The organism is Dorea sp. AF36-15AT, assembly GCF_003477705.1.
GTDB lineage: Bacteria > Bacillota > Clostridia > Lachnospirales > Lachnospiraceae > Claveliimonas > Claveliimonas ammoniilytica.
In genome coordinates this window covers 108452-124510 of the sequence record NZ_QUDV01000007.1, presented here as the reverse complement: position 1 = coordinate 124510, position 16059 = coordinate 108452, and the positions used below count along the sequence as shown (strand labels likewise).

General features: G+C 45.1%; 16 protein-coding genes, 1 tRNA gene and 1 other annotated feature. Of the genes, 16 read left to right on the top strand and 1 reads right to left on the bottom strand.

Annotated elements, in window-relative coordinates; all coding sequences use genetic code 11:
• The first annotated feature begins 10 nt into the window (after positions 1 to 10).
• From DWZ93_RS11020 to DWZ93_RS10970, 11 genes are all read left to right on the top strand, one after another.
• Positions 11 to 514: a CarD family transcriptional regulator gene (locus tag DWZ93_RS11020; RefSeq protein ID WP_118383364.1), complete on the top strand. Its 504-nt coding sequence runs from the start codon at positions 11 to 13 to the stop codon at positions 512 to 514.
• The gene (gene dtd / locus DWZ93_RS11015) at positions 515 to 961 is read left to right on the top strand and encodes a D-aminoacyl-tRNA deacylase (protein ID WP_118383365.1); all 447 of its coding nucleotides are present in this window, start codon (positions 515 to 517) and stop codon (positions 959 to 961) included.
• Between the two features lie 60 nt (positions 962 to 1021).
• Positions 1022 to 1092 (top strand) — tRNA-Gly (locus tag DWZ93_RS11010).
• Positions 1093 to 1248: 156 nt separating this feature from the next.
• Positions 1249 to 2469 (top strand): ComEC/Rec2 family competence protein, encoded by a 1221-nt coding sequence (locus DWZ93_RS11005; protein WP_243061274.1) that lies wholly within the window; start codon positions 1249 to 1251, stop codon positions 2467 to 2469.
• A 114-nt stretch (positions 2470 to 2583) separates the two neighbouring features.
• A complete protein-coding gene (gene dapB, locus DWZ93_RS11000; protein ID WP_118452964.1) occupies positions 2584 to 3381 on the top strand; it encodes a 4-hydroxy-tetrahydrodipicolinate reductase in 798 nt (265 codons plus the stop codon).
• 81 nt (positions 3382 to 3462) lie between these two features.
• A complete protein-coding gene (arcC, locus tag DWZ93_RS10995) occupies positions 3463 to 4392 on the top strand; it encodes a carbamate kinase (protein WP_118383367.1) in 930 nt (309 codons plus the stop codon).
• Between the two features lie 59 nt (positions 4393 to 4451).
• A complete protein-coding gene (locus DWZ93_RS10990) occupies positions 4452 to 4697 on the top strand; it encodes a PRC-barrel domain-containing protein (RefSeq protein WP_118383368.1) in 246 nt (81 codons plus the stop codon).
• Positions 4698 to 4730: 33 nt separating this feature from the next.
• Positions 4731 to 5201 (top strand): transcriptional regulator NrdR, encoded by a 471-nt coding sequence (nrdR, locus tag DWZ93_RS10985; protein ID WP_118383369.1) that lies wholly within the window; start codon positions 4731 to 4733, stop codon positions 5199 to 5201.
• A 12-nt stretch (positions 5202 to 5213) separates the two neighbouring features.
• Positions 5214 to 5948, top strand: coding sequence for a tRNA pseudouridine(38-40) synthase TruA (truA, locus tag DWZ93_RS10980; RefSeq protein ID WP_118452963.1), 735 nt, complete (start codon positions 5214 to 5216; stop codon positions 5946 to 5948).
• A gap of 20 nt (positions 5949 to 5968) precedes the next feature.
• Positions 5969 to 6721, top strand: coding sequence for an exodeoxyribonuclease III (locus tag DWZ93_RS10975; protein WP_118383371.1), 753 nt, complete (start codon positions 5969 to 5971; stop codon positions 6719 to 6721).
• 1 nt (position 6722) lies between these two features.
• Positions 6723 to 7253: an isochorismatase family protein gene (locus tag DWZ93_RS10970; protein ID WP_118452962.1), complete on the top strand. Its 531-nt coding sequence runs from the start codon at positions 6723 to 6725 to the stop codon at positions 7251 to 7253.
• Positions 7254 to 7300: 47 nt separating this feature from the next.
• Here the strand turns inward: DWZ93_RS10970 and ymfI are convergent, their stop codons facing one another.
• Positions 7301 to 8035 (bottom strand): elongation factor P 5-aminopentanone reductase, encoded by a 735-nt coding sequence (gene ymfI / locus DWZ93_RS10965; protein WP_118452961.1) that lies wholly within the window; start codon positions 8033 to 8035, stop codon positions 7301 to 7303.
• A 183-nt stretch (positions 8036 to 8218) separates the two neighbouring features.
• On the opposite strand from ymfI, the gene DWZ93_RS10960 reads away from it, so the two are divergent.
• From DWZ93_RS10960 to DWZ93_RS10940, 5 genes are all read left to right on the top strand, one after another.
• Positions 8219 to 8758, top strand: coding sequence for an HD domain-containing protein (locus DWZ93_RS10960; protein ID WP_118383374.1), 540 nt, complete (start codon positions 8219 to 8221; stop codon positions 8756 to 8758).
• A gap of 12 nt (positions 8759 to 8770) precedes the next feature.
• Complete coding sequence (locus tag DWZ93_RS10955) at positions 8771 to 9697, top strand: DUF1848 domain-containing protein (RefSeq protein WP_118452960.1); 927 nt, start codon at positions 8771 to 8773, stop codon at positions 9695 to 9697.
• 77 nt (positions 9698 to 9774) lie between these two features.
• Positions 9775 to 10719 (top strand): AEC family transporter, encoded by a 945-nt coding sequence (locus tag DWZ93_RS10950; protein ID WP_118383376.1) that lies wholly within the window; start codon positions 9775 to 9777, stop codon positions 10717 to 10719.
• Between the two features lie 116 nt (positions 10720 to 10835).
• Positions 10836 to 11064: a binding site (T-box leader), on the top strand.
• Positions 11065 to 11155: 91 nt separating this feature from the next.
• Positions 11156 to 13813 carry a valine--tRNA ligase gene (locus tag DWZ93_RS10945; protein ID WP_118452959.1) on the top strand — a complete coding sequence of 886 codons (2658 nt, stop codon included), beginning with the start codon at positions 11156 to 11158 and terminating at the stop codon, positions 13811 to 13813.
• Positions 13814 to 13823: 10 nt separating this feature from the next.
• Positions 13824 to 16058: an LTA synthase family protein gene (locus DWZ93_RS10940; RefSeq protein ID WP_442873181.1), complete on the top strand. Its 2235-nt coding sequence runs from the start codon at positions 13824 to 13826 to the stop codon at positions 16056 to 16058.
• The last annotated feature ends 1 nt before the right edge of the window (position 16059 follow it).

The following is a 16059-nucleotide window of genomic DNA, read 5'->3' as shown; positions in this document are numbered from 1 at the left end:
GAGAATTAGAATGTTTGAGATAGGAACGTATATTGTATGTGGTCAGCATGGTGTGTGCAGAGTGGAAGACATTGGGAAACTAAAATTGTCAGAGGCTTCAGGCAATAAGGATTATTATACGTTATCTCAGGTGTATTCTCGCGGAGGCGTATTGTATGTTCCGGCTGACAGTGATAAGATTATCATGCGTCCGGTTATTACGAAAGAGGAAGCAGAAGATCTGATCGCCCATATGACAGAGATCGATCCGATTCAGATAGACAATGAAAAGCGTAAGGACGATATATTTAAACAGGCATTTAAGACCTGTGACAACAGAGAATGGGTAAAGATACTCAAGGCTCTGTATGCCAGAAAGCAGCTGCGGCTGTCGAAGGGAAAGAAGGTTACAGCAAGTGATGAGCGTTTCCTGCGCACTGCGGAGGACAATCTTTACGGCGAACTGGCAATCTCTCTCGGTATTGACCGCAAAGCGGTGGAAGGCTACATTATAGATAAGATAGAGGTTCAGTAAATGAGATTTGTAATTCAGAGAGTAACACATGCAGATGTAAAAGTAGACGGAGAGACGATTGGTGAGATCGGGAAAGGGTTCATGGTATTGATCGGAGTGGCTGACTCCGATACTAAGGAGATTGCAGATAAGATGATCAAGAAGATGATCGGTCTGCGTATATTTGAAGATGAGGAGGGCAAGACCAACCTGTCGCTGGATGCGGTAGGCGGAAGCCTGCTTCTGATATCACAGTTTACATTGTATGCTAACTGTAAAAAGGGTAACCGTCCAAGCTTCATCGAAGCAGGTAAGCCGGATATGGCTAATGAGATGTATGAATACATCATTGCCAAATGTAAAGAATCCGTAGAGACAGTAGAAAAAGGGAGCTTTGGCGCGGACATGAAAGTCAGCCTGACCAATGACGGACCATTCACGATTGTGTTGGATTCGGATCGGTTATAGATTAGACATAAAGTTTCAAACAAATTCATAAAGAATATAAGTGCTGCACAGACGGCACATGCAGATATGGTTCATCGGTAGAACGCCGGCTTCCCAAGCCGGAGAGGCGGGTTCGACTCCCGTTATCTGCTTTTTTATATGCAAAAAAATCTGTGATATTTCCGCTATTCGGTCAAAGTGTTATAATATATGGTAATGGGTAAAAGGCCTGAATCCACATGAGTCTGCGCATAAGTGGATGCAAGACCCTGAAACACCAGTATATATTCATTTGGGGAGGAATAGATGTGAAAAACAGAATGAAAAAGAGATGTATGGCTTCAATTCTGGCACTGGTTATGATGTGTCTGCTTGGCGCATGCGGCACAGATAAAGCTGATACGAAGCTATATCAAAAAGAAAGTAAGGAGACCGATAGTTCATCAACTCAGGATGATACATCAGAAGACAAGTCTGTGGATGACAGCGAAGCAGGGGATATGACGGTACATTTTCTGGATGTAGGACAAGGTCTGTCGATATTGGTACAGTCAGAGGGACAGACGATGATCTATGATGGCGGTGACCGTTCGACGTCAAGCTTTGTGGTTTCATATCTGAAGGAGCAGAATGTATCCAAGATTGATTATCTGATCTCTTCGCATTATGATTCGGATCACATGGCGGGATTAATTGGTTGTTTGAATGCATTTGAAGTCGATCATGTGATATCCAGTGATTATGTACATGACAGTAAATTATATACTTCTTTTGTAAATACGGTGGACGAGAAGGGACTGGAAATGGAGCATCCGGAAGTCGGAACTACATTTTCCTTTGGAAGTGGTTCATTCCAGATACTGGCACCGGCAGAAACCGATCCGAATGGAAGTAATAATAATTCGGTAGCAATCAAGCTGACAAATGGAAGCAACAGCTTTATATTTACAGGAGATGCGGAAGCATCCAGTGAGGCAGCAATGTGTAATTCTGGGATTGATCTGGACTGTGATGTGCTGGTCCCGGGACATCATGGATCAGCGACAGCAACGTCCTGGAATTTTCTGCAGAAGACAGTTCCGGAATATGCAGTCATAAGCTGTGGACAGGATAATCAGTATGGGCATCCGGATAAAGATACTATGGATAAACTGGAAAGCATGGATATCCAGGTGTATCGTACAGACAAACAGGGAACTATTACAGTCACAAGTGATGGTACAAATCTGACATGGAGTACAGAGCCGTGTAATGATTACACGCCGGGAGATGCAGAGGATCAGGGAACTCAGGCCGTGGGATCAGAAAGCAAAGCGGAAAGCAGCGAATCGGCACAAAGTCAGGCAGTACAGAGTCAGACAGCAGATACGCAGGATGTAGGTACTGAAGATCAGGTATGGGTATCTGCTACAGGCAGCAAGTACCACAGCCGGAATAATTGTGGCACCATGAACCCGGATGCGGCAACACAGATGTCCCGTTCGGAGGCAGAAGCAAAGGGATTAGCACCTTGTAAGAAGTGTTATTAAATAAAAAGTCTGTCTCAGACTGCCCAAAACCAACTCTTTTGTGTTATACTGAACGCATGAGAATCGATAGATACCAGATATGGTGTTTCATTTAATGTGAAAGGAGTCTGTATTATGAAAGTGATAGTAATTGGACCTAGAGGTAAGATGGGAAAGCTGATCACACAGGTGGCAGCTGAACGTGACGATATGGAGCTGGTGGCTGGGGTTGCACCGGCAGGCAGAGATTATGTGGGACAGGATCTGGGGATGGTCGCATTGATCGGACGTAATCTCGGCGTCCCGGTAGTAGATGATCTGGCGGCTGTAATCGATGATTGTGATGTGATCATAGATTTTTCTACCAGGGAGAATGCCCTGAAGGTATTGGATCTGGCAGTGAAGCATGGCAAGGCATTGGTATGTGGTACGACAGGCTTCAGCGAAGAGGAATTTGCAAGATTTAAAGAAGCAGCGAAGACAATCCCGATGCTTTATGCAGCGAACACTTCCAAGCTTGTGAATATTATGAATAAGCTGCTGGAGATGGTAACTAAGACACTGGGTGAAGATGCAGATATTGAGATTCTGGAAATGCATGATCAGTGGAAGAAGGATGCTCCGAGCGGAACTTCCAAAGAGATGGGAGAGATTATGGCACATGCTATGGGCAAAGAGCTTTCTGATATCGCAGTATACGGACGCGAAGGTGAGTCGCCGAGAGAGAAGGGAACCATTGGATATCATTCTTTGAGAGCCGGTAATATTCCGAGCAGCCATACCGTATTTTTCGGATGCATGGGTGAACGCCTGGAGATCACACATCACACCTATAACTGGGAATGTTTTGCAAGAGGAGCCTGCGACTGTGCGGCATATCTGGAAGATAAAGGTCCTGGACTCTATAGCGTACAGGATGTGCTGAATCTTTAGGCTTGCATTTCATAATCGCAGATATTATTATTACTACATACATAATGCATAGATTTTAATGAAGATAAAGGAGACAGATAGATGAAGAAGAAAGTGGTTGTAGCATTAGGACACAGAGCACTGGGAACAACACTTCCAGAGCAGAAGGAAGCAGTTAAGCGCTCAGCAGGCATGATCGCAGATCTGATCGAAGAAGGATATCAGGTAGCGATCACACATAGTAATGCACCGCAGCTGGGCATGATCCATACAGCATTGAATGAGTTTGGCAAAAGCCATACCGATTACACACAGGCCCCAATGTCCGTATGTTCGGCTATGAGCCAGGGATATATCGGATATGACCTTCAGAATGCAATCCGCACAGAGCTTTTGGACAGAGGCATTTTCCGTACTGTCAGTACGATCCTGACACAGGTAACGGTAGATCCTTATGATGAAGCATTTTATACACCGACTAAGGTGCTTGGAAGATATATGTCGGCGGAGGATGCCGCAGCAGAACGTAAGAAAGGTAATTATGTAGTAGAAGAACCGGGTAAGGGATTCCGAAGAGTTGTATCTGCACCGAATCCGGTCAGTATTGTTGAGATTGAGGCAATTAAGGCCCTGGTCAATGCAGATCAGGTAGTTATCGCATGCGGAGGCGGTGGTATTCCGGTACTGGAACAGGATCACCGTCTGAAAGGCGCCAGTGCTGTAATTGAAAAAGACCTGGCAGCGGGTAAGCTTGCAGAAGAACTGGACGCAGATGAACTGATCATTCTGACCAGCGTTGAAAAGGTATGTATCAATCTGGGTAAAGAGAATGAAGAAGAACTCGGAGAGATTACCGTAGAGGAAGCAAAGCAGTACATGGAAGAGGGACATTTTGGTGTCTACAACATGCTTCCGAAGTTCCGTGCATCGGTAGAATTTATCGAGCAGCGGGAAGGAAGAGAAGCCATCATTACATCTTACGATAAATTGATGGAAGGGTTGAAAGGAAAGACAGGAACTATTATCCGATAATTAAAGAAGCTGATGCGCCGATCACCTTTTTACTGCATATACTGTAGAGAGGTGATCGTATGCGACTATGTGAATTTCAGAAAAAGGAAGTCATCAATTCCTGTGATTGCAGTAAGATCGGATATGTGACTGATTTGATATTTGATGAATGCAGTGGCTGTATCGAAGCAATCATAGTGCCTAAGGGCGGCAGGTTCTGTTTCCTGTTTGGAGAAGATACAGAGCTTGTGATACCATTTCAGTGTATCAAAAGGATCGGCCCGGATATTATATTGGTAGAAATGCATGAGAAGAAACCGTGTTGAGGTACAGCAGACTGAGAAGAGGAGAGACTTATAATGAAGTGCCCATATTGTAACCACCCTGACACCAGAGTGATTGACTCCAGACCAGCGGAGGATGGCAGTGCGATTCGCAGAAGAAGATCCTGCGATGAATGTGGAAAACGTTTCACAACTTATGAAAAGGTAGAGACGATTCCGCTTATCATTATTAAGAAAGATAACAATCGAGAACAGTATAACAGAAGCAAGATTGAACGAGGCATTATCCGTGCGTGCTATAAACGTCCGGTATCTGCTGAGGCGATCCAGAAGGCAGTAGAGCGGATTGAGATTAAGATCTTTAATCTGGAAGCAAAAGAGGTCTCCAGTACAGATGTCGGTGAGATCGTTATGGATGAGCTGAAAGAACTGGACGAAGTGGCATATGTACGTTTCGCTTCTGTATACAGAGAGTTTAAGGATGTGAACACCTTTATGGACGAGATTAAGAAGATGATGTTGGATCGTTCAAAGGGGGATAAATAGACGGAGTAATGTATGAGAACATATAAGATGACCATTTCCTATGACGGCACACGTTATCAGGGATGGCAGCGCCAGGCTATGACGGACAATACGATCCAGCATATCCTGGAATGGACCATCGGACGTATGGTAGGATACCGTGTACAGGTAGACGGTTCCGGACGTACGGACAGTGGCGTGCATGCACGTGGTCAGGTGGCCAGCGTGAAGCTGTCGAAGCTGTACGATGTGGAAGACCTGAAGGATGCATTGAACCGTTCGCTGCCGGAAGATATACGTATCATCCGGGTGGAACTGGTGCGCAATGGATTCCACGCCAGAAAGAGTGCCAAGGGAAAGAAGTATGAATATTATATAGACTGCCGGGAAAAACCTGATGTATTTTCCCGGAAGTATTGTTACCATTATCCGGTCAAGCTGGATATTGAGGCAATGCGTGATGCGGCGGATTATCTGATCGGAACGAAGGATTTTACAAGCTTTACAGATAACCGTGAGACGAGAGATACAATAAGACGGATTTACAGTATCAAGGTAGTGCGGGCAGGAGATAAAGTGCGCATAACTTATTATGGATCGGGATTCATGTATCATATGGCAAGAATTCTTACCGGTACACTGATCGAAGTGGGGGCAGGTAAGAGAGAAGCGTCGAATCTTCCGCTTGTGCTGGAAGCAAAAGACAGAAGCATGGCGGGATTTCTTGCACCGGCCAGAGGACTTTTCCTCAGAAAAGTATATTACTAAAGACAGATGGAGGATGAGACATGAAGTTTGTTTCATGGAATGTAAATGGAATCCGTGCCTGCGTGAAAAAGGGATTTGTGGATGTATTTCAGGAACTGGATGCGGATGTATTCTGTATTCAGGAAAGCAAGCTGCAGGCGGGGCAGCTGGAGCTGGATATGCCGGGGTACCATCAGTACTGGAATTACGCTGTAAAGAAAGGGTATTCAGGAACAGCAATATTTACAAAAAAAGAACCGCTTAGTGTATCTTATGGCATTGGGATTGAGGAGCATGACCAGGAAGGCCGAGTGATCACACTGGAATTTGAAGATTATTATTTTATCACTGTGTATACGCCAAATTCACAGAGTGAGCTGGCGAGACTGGATTACCGTATGAGATGGGAAGAGGATTTTCTGGCGTATCTGAAGAAACTGGAAGAGACGAAGCCAGTGGTGTTCTGTGGAGATCTTAATGTCGCTCACAGAGAGATCGACCTCAAGAATCCGAAGACCAACCGTAAGAATGCAGGCTTTACCGATGAAGAACGTGGCAAGTTTGGCGAACTGTTGGATGCGGGATTTATCGATACATTTCGTTATTTCTATCCGGATGCAGAGGGCATCTATTCCTGGTGGTCATATCGGTTCAGTGCCAGAGCAAAGAATGCCGGATGGAGAATTGACTATTTTTGTGTATCCGAGGCATTAAAAGACAGACTGGTAGATGCGAAGATCCTGACAGATGTGATGGGTTCGGATCATTGTCCTGTCGTGCTGGAGATGAAGTGATATGAGAATAGAACGAGAACATACGGCAGCATTGATCGTAGATTTTCAGGAGAGACTGGTTCCTGCGATTGCAGACCATGAGGCATTGATGGAGCGCGTGCGGATTCTGCTTCAGGGCTTAAAAGCATTAGAGATTCCGATGACTGTAACACAGCAGTATACAAAGGGACTGGGGATGTCTGTGCCGGAGGTCTGGGAAGCATCCGGAGAGACAGAATATCTGGATAAGATTTCTTTCAGTGCACTGGAAGTGGCAGAGCCGAAGATTCATGATAAGAAGTATATTCTGGTGTGCGGAATGGAAGCACATTGTTGTGTATTGCAGACGGTGATCGATTTGGCGGGGGCAGGGTATGTGCCTGTACTTGTGACAGACTGCATTGGAAGCAGAAGAGAGAGTGACCGCGAGATGGCGATCCGCAGAGCAGAACAGGAAGGTGCTGTTCTTACGAGCAGTGAAGCGATATTATTTGAGTTATTAAAAGAAGCGGGAACGCCGCTCAGCAAAGAGATATTAAAGATTGTAAAGTAGTAGAGAAGAAGCATAAAAGAAAAGTAAGAGGGTATATCTAACGTTTGTCAGATATACCCTCCGTCTATTCCTATGACTTGTCCGGTCATGTATTCCGGACTGTTAATAATCTGCCATGCAAGATCTGCAACTTCATCTGGGTCAGCAAATCGTCCTGCCGGAATGTCTTCAGCAAGTGCAGCGCGTTCTTCGGCGGATAACTGATGATTCATCTCTGTATCAATAACACCGCATGCAAGTGCATTTACCGCAATATGGCTGGGAGCATACTCTTTTGCAAGTGCTTTGGTCAGTCCGTTCATGCCGGATTTGACAGCAGAGTAAGCAGCTTCACAGGAAGCACCGACAGTTCCCCACATGGAAGAGATATTCAGGATCCGTCCGGATTTGGCAGAGACCATATCTCTCAGTGCTTCGCGGGAGCAGTAGAATGCAGACGACAGATTGGAAGCCAGCAGACGATCCCATTCGTTATCAGTCATGTCGATCAGAAGTCCGATATGGCTGATACCGGCATTGTTGACCAGTACATCTAAGCCGGGACATATTTTATGAATTTCCTGAAACATCCGGCGCACCTGATCCGGATCACCTACATCACCGGTAGTTATAGTACAGCTTCCGCCGGGCATACTCAGGATTTTATTTTGTACTTCTTCAAGTTCATTCAGAGAAGTTCGGCAGTTTAAGAAAACATGATATCCTTCTCTGGCGAATTTTAAGGCGATGCTCCGCCCGATTCCGCGGGAAGCACCTGTTACTAGTATATATTTCTGATTCATAGAATTATTGCGCTCCAATCACAATGATGTAAGTATAGTATACCGTATCCAGAATGAAAATAAAAGCAATGAATAGTGAACATACGGAATGAGGGGGTTGACGACAGTAGAAAATTGCCGGATAATAAAAACAGAAATTATCAGAAACTATCAGAAGCGAATACAAGGAGAAGGTACAAAAGCATGATCGATAAGGCAATCGAATTTGCAACCAGGGCACACAGAGGACAATTTCGAAAGGGAACCAGACGACCTTACATCGTACATCCGATTGAAGTGGGAGATATCGTCTGCTCTATGACGACAGATGAAGAAGTCATCAGTGCAGCTTATCTTCACGATACCATAGAAGACTGCGAAGGTGTGACGGAAGAGGTCATTTCCAGAGAGTTTTCAGAACGGGTGGCTAAGCTGGTAGCGCAGGAGAGCGAGGACAAGTCCAAGACCTGGATCGAGCGTAAGAACCGAACAGTATGTCACATTAAGGAAGCTGATCCGGATGTACAGAAGATTGCGCTGGCAGATAAGTTGTCTAATATGAGAGACATTAACCGTGATTATCCGGTATATGGGGAAGAACTTTGGAATCGATTCCGAATGAAGGATAAGAGTATGATTGGCTGGTATTATAAAGGAGTGCGGGATGCGCTTCGCGATGTATTTGCCGGAGAGCCTGCTTATGAAGAATATTGCAGGTTGGTAGAAGCGAATTTTGGTAAATAGGGAGAGCCAGAGATGATTATAAGTGCTAGCAGACGGACAGATATTCCTGCCCTGTATCCGGAGTGGTTTATGAACCGACTGGTGGGAGGAGAAGTACTTGTTCCGAATCCGTACAACAGAAAAAAGGTCAGCAGGATTGAACTGTCCCCGGAGACGGTGGACTGTTTTGTGTTCTGGACGAAGAACCCTGAGCCGATGCTGCCTTATCTCAAGATGATCGATCTGCTTGGCTTCCCTTATTATTTTGAAATGACAATTACAGATTATGGCAAAGATCTGGAGCCGAATCTTCCGACTATGGAAGAGAGTATGGCTACGTTTCTTTTGCTGAGTGAAAGAATAGGAAGAGATCGGGTAGACTGGAGGTTTGACCCGATTATTTTAAATGATGTTTATACGCTGCAGTATCATACAGAGAAGTTTGAGATGATGTGTGAGTGGTTGCATAAATATACAGAAAGGTGTATTATCAGCTTTGTGGATCAATACAGAGGCTGTCCATTTGTGGAACCGGAACAGGAAGAAATCGTTCGGTTGGCAGAGAAACTGGGTGCTATTGCGAAAACATATAATCTTCCTATTTATACCTGTGCGGAAGCAGTAGATCTGATCCCGTATGGCATTTATCCGGGTGCATGTATTGACAGAGAGAAGGTCGAGAGGATCGCCGGATATTCTCTGGATGTGAAAAAGGATAAGGGACAGCGGAAAGTGTGCAAGTGCGTAGAGAGCATAGATATTGGCATGTATGACACCTGCATTCATGGGTGTGGCTATTGCTATGCCACGGGAAGTCTTGATAGCGCAGTTAAGAAGCACAGTATGCATGATCCGCAGTCACCGATCATGATCGGACATCTTCATGGGGATGAGACGATCGTAGACCGGAAGATGCATCTGCAGAGGGATAATCAGATGTCACTGTTTGATTTTATGTGATGTCAGCGCGGCTTTTACGCATGGTTTCTATAGCAGAAGCAAGTACAGTAGAATCTTTATAATGGAATGAGGAAATTATGGATAATTTAATATTTAGTTTGAACGCAACAATCCCGGTATTTCTGATGATGGTACTGGGATACTTTTTTAATAAAATTGGATGGATTGATGACGGATTTGCATCTAAGATGAATAAATTCGTCTTCCGTGTACCGCTTCCGGTATTGTTGTTTGGTGACCTGGCGACGGTGGATTTCTCTGAAGTATGGGATATGCGGTTTGTGTTATTTTGCTTTGTAGTAACAGTATGCAGTATTACGATTGCAGCGGCAGTATCTTGCTTATGGTCAGATCGCTCGATCAAAGGAGAATTTATTCAGGTATCTTACCGAAGCAGTGCGGCACTTCTTGGAATCGCATTTATCCAGAATATCTATGGCACAGCTGGTATGGCACCGCTGATGATCATCGGCAGTGTGCCATTGTATAATGTAATGGCAGTTCTGGTGCTGTCACTTTTTAAACCGGGACAGCAGGGATTAGACCGTGCAATGTGGAAACGGACATTGAAAGGTGTTGTAACGAATCCGATCATACTTGGCATTGTGACAGGTCTTGCGTGGTCAGCACTGCATCTGCCGATGCCGGCGATTCTGAATAAAGCAGTATCCAGCGTGGGCGGTATGGCTACACCGATGGGACTGATGGCGATGGGAGCAACATTCGATTTTGGTAAGGCACTCAGCAAAGTGAAGCCGACTGTCGTAGCGGCATTTATCAAACTGGTGGGATTCTGTGCAATATTCCTGCCGGTTGCAGTACAGATGGGATTCCGTGAGGAGAAGCTGGTGGCGATTCTGGTTATGCTTGGATCTGCAACGACCGTATCAAGCTTTGTCATGGCGAAAAATATGGGACATGAAGGAGTGTTGTCGTCCGGTGTTATCATGCTGACGACACTGTGCAGTGCATTTACTCTGACGGGATGGCTGTATATTTTGAGAAGTATGGGACTGATCTGATTTCCTATATTAAGAGTTTATGAAGATTTTTTAAACTCCTTGACAAATCGACATCCAATGGCTATCATATTCAATAGTTTAGGCTCGACTTTGATTTATTTTCATGTGCGGGCAGTTGAAAGGCCAGGATGAAGAGGAGTATGTATCGGATGCACCGACAGAGAGGATGGTTCGTTGGCTGTGAGACCGTCCGGGAAGCGAGATACAGAAGGTAGCTTCGGAGCTGGATGGCTGAACAGTATCAGTAGGCTGTCCCGGAGTCGTTCCCGTTAAAGAATAAGATGAGCGTGCAGAAGGTTTTCTGCGTCATAAAGGTGGTACCGTGATGATTAAGTCACCCTTTATTTAATACATAAAGGGTGATTTTTGTATTTTAAAATACCCTTACATGTGAAACAGTATAATGATCTATTGAAAGAGAAAAGGGAGAAAGAACATGAGTCAGAATCTTGAAACAACTTACAATCCGAAAGCGATTGAAGACAAGCTGTACAGCAAGTGGTGTGAAAAGAAGTATTTTCACGCAGAAGTAGACAGAAGCAAGAAGCCATTTACCATTGTTATGCCGCCGCCGAATATCACAGGTAAGCTGCATATGGGACATGCGCTGGATAACACGATGCAGGATATCCTGATCCGTTATAAGAGAATGCAGGGATATAATGCTTTGTGGGTACCGGGTACAGACCACGCTGCAATCTCAACTGAGGTTAAGGTTACCAATCAGCTGAAAGAAGAAGGTATCGATAAGAAGGAAATGGGACGTGAGAAGTTCCTGGAGAGAACCTGGCAGTGGAAAGAAGAGTACGGCGGAACGATCAAGGAGCAGCTTAAGAAACTTGGCGTATCCTGTGACTGGGACCGCGAGCGTTTTACCATGGACGAAGGATGCTCTAAGGCTGTTGAAGAAGTATTTATCAATCTTTATAAGAAGGGATACATTTATAAGGGATCCAGAATCATCAACTGGTGTCCGGTATGTAAGACTTCTCTGTCAGACGCAGAGGTTGAGCATGAGGAGCAGGATGGACATTTCTGGCATATCAAGTATCCGATCGTAGGAAGTGATGATTACCTTGAGATCGCTACTACCCGTCCGGAGACTATGCTTGGTGATACTGCGATCGCAGTACATCCGGATGATGAGCGCTATAAAGAGCTGGTAGGAAAGAATGTAATTCTGCCGCTGGTTAACAAAGAGATTCCGATTGTAGCAGATTACTATGTAGATAAAGAATTTGGAACAGGTGCGGTTAAGATTACACCGGCACACGACCCTAACGATTTTGAGGTTGGTAAGCGTCACAATCTGCCAGAGATCAACATCATGAATGATGATGGTACGATCAATGAAAACGGCGGTAAATACGCAGGTATGGACCGTTACGAAGCGCGTAAGGTTATGGTAAAAGAACTGGAGGAGCAGGGACTTCTGGTTAAAGTGGTTCCACATTCTCATAATGTAGGTACACATGACCGCTGCCATACAACTGTTGAGCCACTGATCAAACAGCAGTGGTTCGTTAAGATGGATGAGCTTGCCAAGCCGGCGATCGAAGCGATCAAGAACGGCGACCTGAAGTTCGTACCAGAGCGTTTTGACAAGATTTATCTGCATTGGCTGGAGAACATCCGTGACTGGTGTATTTCAAGACAGATCTGGTGGGGACACCGTATTCCGGCATATTACTGTGACGAATGTGGCGAGATGGTAGTTGCTAAAGAGAAACCATCTGTATGCCCGAAATGCGGATGTACACACATGACACAGGATGAGGATACACTGGATACCTGGTTCTCATCAGCACTGTGGCCGTTCTCTACGCTGGGATGGCCGGAACAGACAGAAGATCTGGATTATTTCTATCCGACGGATGTACTGGTAACCGGATATGACATCATCTTCTTCTGGGTAATCCGTATGGTATTCTCCGGATATGCACACACTGGCAAGTCACCATTCCACACGGTACTGATCCATGGACTGGTACGTGATTCACAGGGACGTAAGATGAGTAAATCTCTGGGCAATGGTATCGATCCGCTGGATATTATCGATCAGTATGGTACAGATGCACTTCGTATGACATTGATCACAGGTAATGCGCCTGGTAATGACATGCGTTTCTATAATGAAAGAGTAGAGGCAAGCCGTAATTTTGCCAATAAGGTATGGAATGCGTCTCGTTTCATCCTTATGAATATGGATGGAAAGAATGTAACGAAGCCGGAAGCCTCTGAACTGATGCCGGCAGATCAGTGGATTCTGTCTGCATGCAATACACTGGTGAAGGATGTTACAGAGAACCTGGATAAATTCGAACTGGGTATTGCCCTTTCTAAGGTATACGATTTCGTATGGGATGAGTTCTGTGACTGGTACATTGAGATCGCCAAGTATCGTATGTATCATGCAGAGGAAGATCCAAAGGGAGCAAATGCTGCGCTGTGGACATTGCGTGAAGTACTGAAGACCTCCCTGAAGCTGTTGCATCCATACATTCCATTTGTAACAGAAGAGATTTACAGCAAGCTGGTTCCGGAAGAGGAATCACTGATGATGTCTGCATGGCCGGTATACGATGAAGCAGCAAGCTTCCCGGAGGCTGAAGACGTACTGAACCATTACAAAGAGATTGTAAGAGGCGTACGTAATGTACGTGCAGAAATGAATGTACCGAATTCACGCAAGGCTACGATTTATGTAGTATGCGAAAATGCAAAGCTGAGCCAGGGACTTATGAGTCTGAAAGATTCAGTGAAACTGATGGCAGCAGCCAATGACTTTGTGATCCAGACAGACAAGACCGGCATTGCAGATGATGCCGTATCTATCGTAGTTCCGGATGCAACCGTATATCTTCCGATGGAAGAACTGATTGACTTTGCACAGGAGATCGAACGTCTTGCTAAAGAAGAGACAAGACTTCAGAAAGAGATCGCACGTGCAAATGGCATGCTGAACAATGAGAAGTTTGTCAGCAAGGCACCGGAAGCAAAGGTACAGGAAGAGCGTGAGAAACTGGAAAAATATCAGCAGATGCTTGCTCAGGTACAGGAGCGTCTTGCCGGACTGAAAGAAAAATGTAAATAAGGTGATTGAATTGAAAAAGCTTCATTTTAAGCTACATCTGAAAAAACCAAAAAAGCCGGATATTAAGGGGACAATCTATAAGATCCGGCACCTAAAAAAAGAAGACATTATTGCCTGGAGAAAGGCGAAGAAAGAGCGCAGGGAGCGGATCTTGGAAGAGCGCAGGAACAGCGCATTTGCGAAAAAGATGAAGCCGGTTTATATGTGGATGAACCGGCTGTCACTCCTGTGCCATGCACTGCTTGCATGTGTGATCAATCTGGTTATCGAAGCCATATCCAGACATTCTCTGTTTCAGGCATGGGATTATATGGTAAATTCACCACTGGTGTTCCTGTATAATGCATTCATGATATTTGCGACATTTTCAATCGTCTATCTGTTCCGACGACGGGTATTTGCCAGAATTATTGTAAGTGTATTGTGGCTGATCCTCGGTGTCTGCAACGGCTATATGCTGATCAAGCGTGTAACACCGTTTAATGCGCAGGACTTAAAGGTAGCGATGGACGCAGTTCAGTTGATCAATAACTACTTTGATCCATTTGAGCTGATCATGATCGTGGTTGGTATCGTGGCGGTTGTGGTATGGATCATATCCATGTGGCGCCGCGGCGGACAGTACACAGGTAAGCTTCGCAGATGGCTGGCAGTGATCGGTATCGGAGTCAGCTTTGGAGCATATCTGATCGTCAGCCAGATTGCACTGGATCAGCGTGTAGTATCTAACTATTTCGGAAATATTGCATTTGCTTATCAGGATTATGGTCTTCCATATTGTTTTATGGCCAGTGTGTTTAACACAGGCATTGATGAGCCGACAGGCTACAGTAAAGAGGAAATGGAGAGGATCAGCAATAACGGTGAGATTACAGTCAATGAGACCTCCCGTGCATCAGATGATCTGCCGAATATCATCTTCGTGCAGTTAGAGTCTTATTTTGATGTAGATGAGGCAGAATTTTTTACAACATCTGAGGATGCATGCCCGAATCTGCATGAGATGTATAAGAATTATTCGTCCGGATATTTCAAGGTGCCATCCGTAGGTGCCGGAACCGCGAATACCGAGTTTGAGGTTATGACCGGTATGAATATGCGTTTCTTCGGACCGGGAGAATATCCATTTAAGACTTATCTGAAAGAAAAGACTGCGGAAAGTGCGGCAACAGCACTGGGCGCATTGGGATATGGAACTCATGGATTGCATAATAACGGTGGTAACTTCTATAGCCGTGCCCGTGTATACAACAATGCCGGATATGATACATTTACCAGTAAGGAATTTATGAATATCCTGCAGACCACACCAAATGGATGGTCGAAAGATGAAGTGCTGATTCAGCACATGATGGAAGCAATGGACACTACCGAGCAGCAGGATTTCCTGATGACCATCAGCGTACAGGGACATGGTGATTATCCGGAAGAGCAGGTCATCGAAGACCCGAAGATTAAGGTTGAGGGAATCGAGAACGAGGCACTGAAGAATAAATGGGAATACTATGTGAATCAGGTCTATGAGATGGATAAGTTTGCAGGGGATCTGGTAAAAGCAGTGGAAGACCGTGGCGAACCGACAGTAATCGTATTCTATGGAGACCATCTGCCGACCATGGGACTGCAGGCAGAAGACTTAAAGAGCCGTTACCTGTACAACACCAATTACGTAATCTGGGATAACATTGGTCTGGAGCAGCAGGATAAGAACATTCCTGCATATCAGATCATGTCAGAGGTATTTGAACGTCTGGGTATCCATTCCGGAACGATCTTTAACTACCATCAGGAACGGAAAGGTACAAAGAATTATCTGTCCGACCTGGAACTCCTGCAGTACGATATTCTGTACGGCAAGCAGTATGTCTATAATGGTAATCCGCCAATCACGGAAGGACATATGCAGATGGGCGTGAAGGATGTAACATTGTCTGAGATCGTACCGCATCTGGAGACCGGATACAGTTTGTATGGTGAGAACTTTACCAAGAGCAGTAAGGTCTATGTCAATGGTGAGAAGCAGAAGAGTACATTCCTGAACAATACACGAATTGAACTGCCGGATACTTCTGATCTGCAGTATGGCGACATTATCACGGTCAGTCAGGTGGGATCAAGCAATACGGTATTCCGTACATCCAATGAGTATGTATATCAGAATGGACAGTTGATTGAAAAGCCGGATACCGGAAGCGGCATCGAAGGCAAATCATGGCTTGAGACAACGAAAGAACAAGGGGATTAAC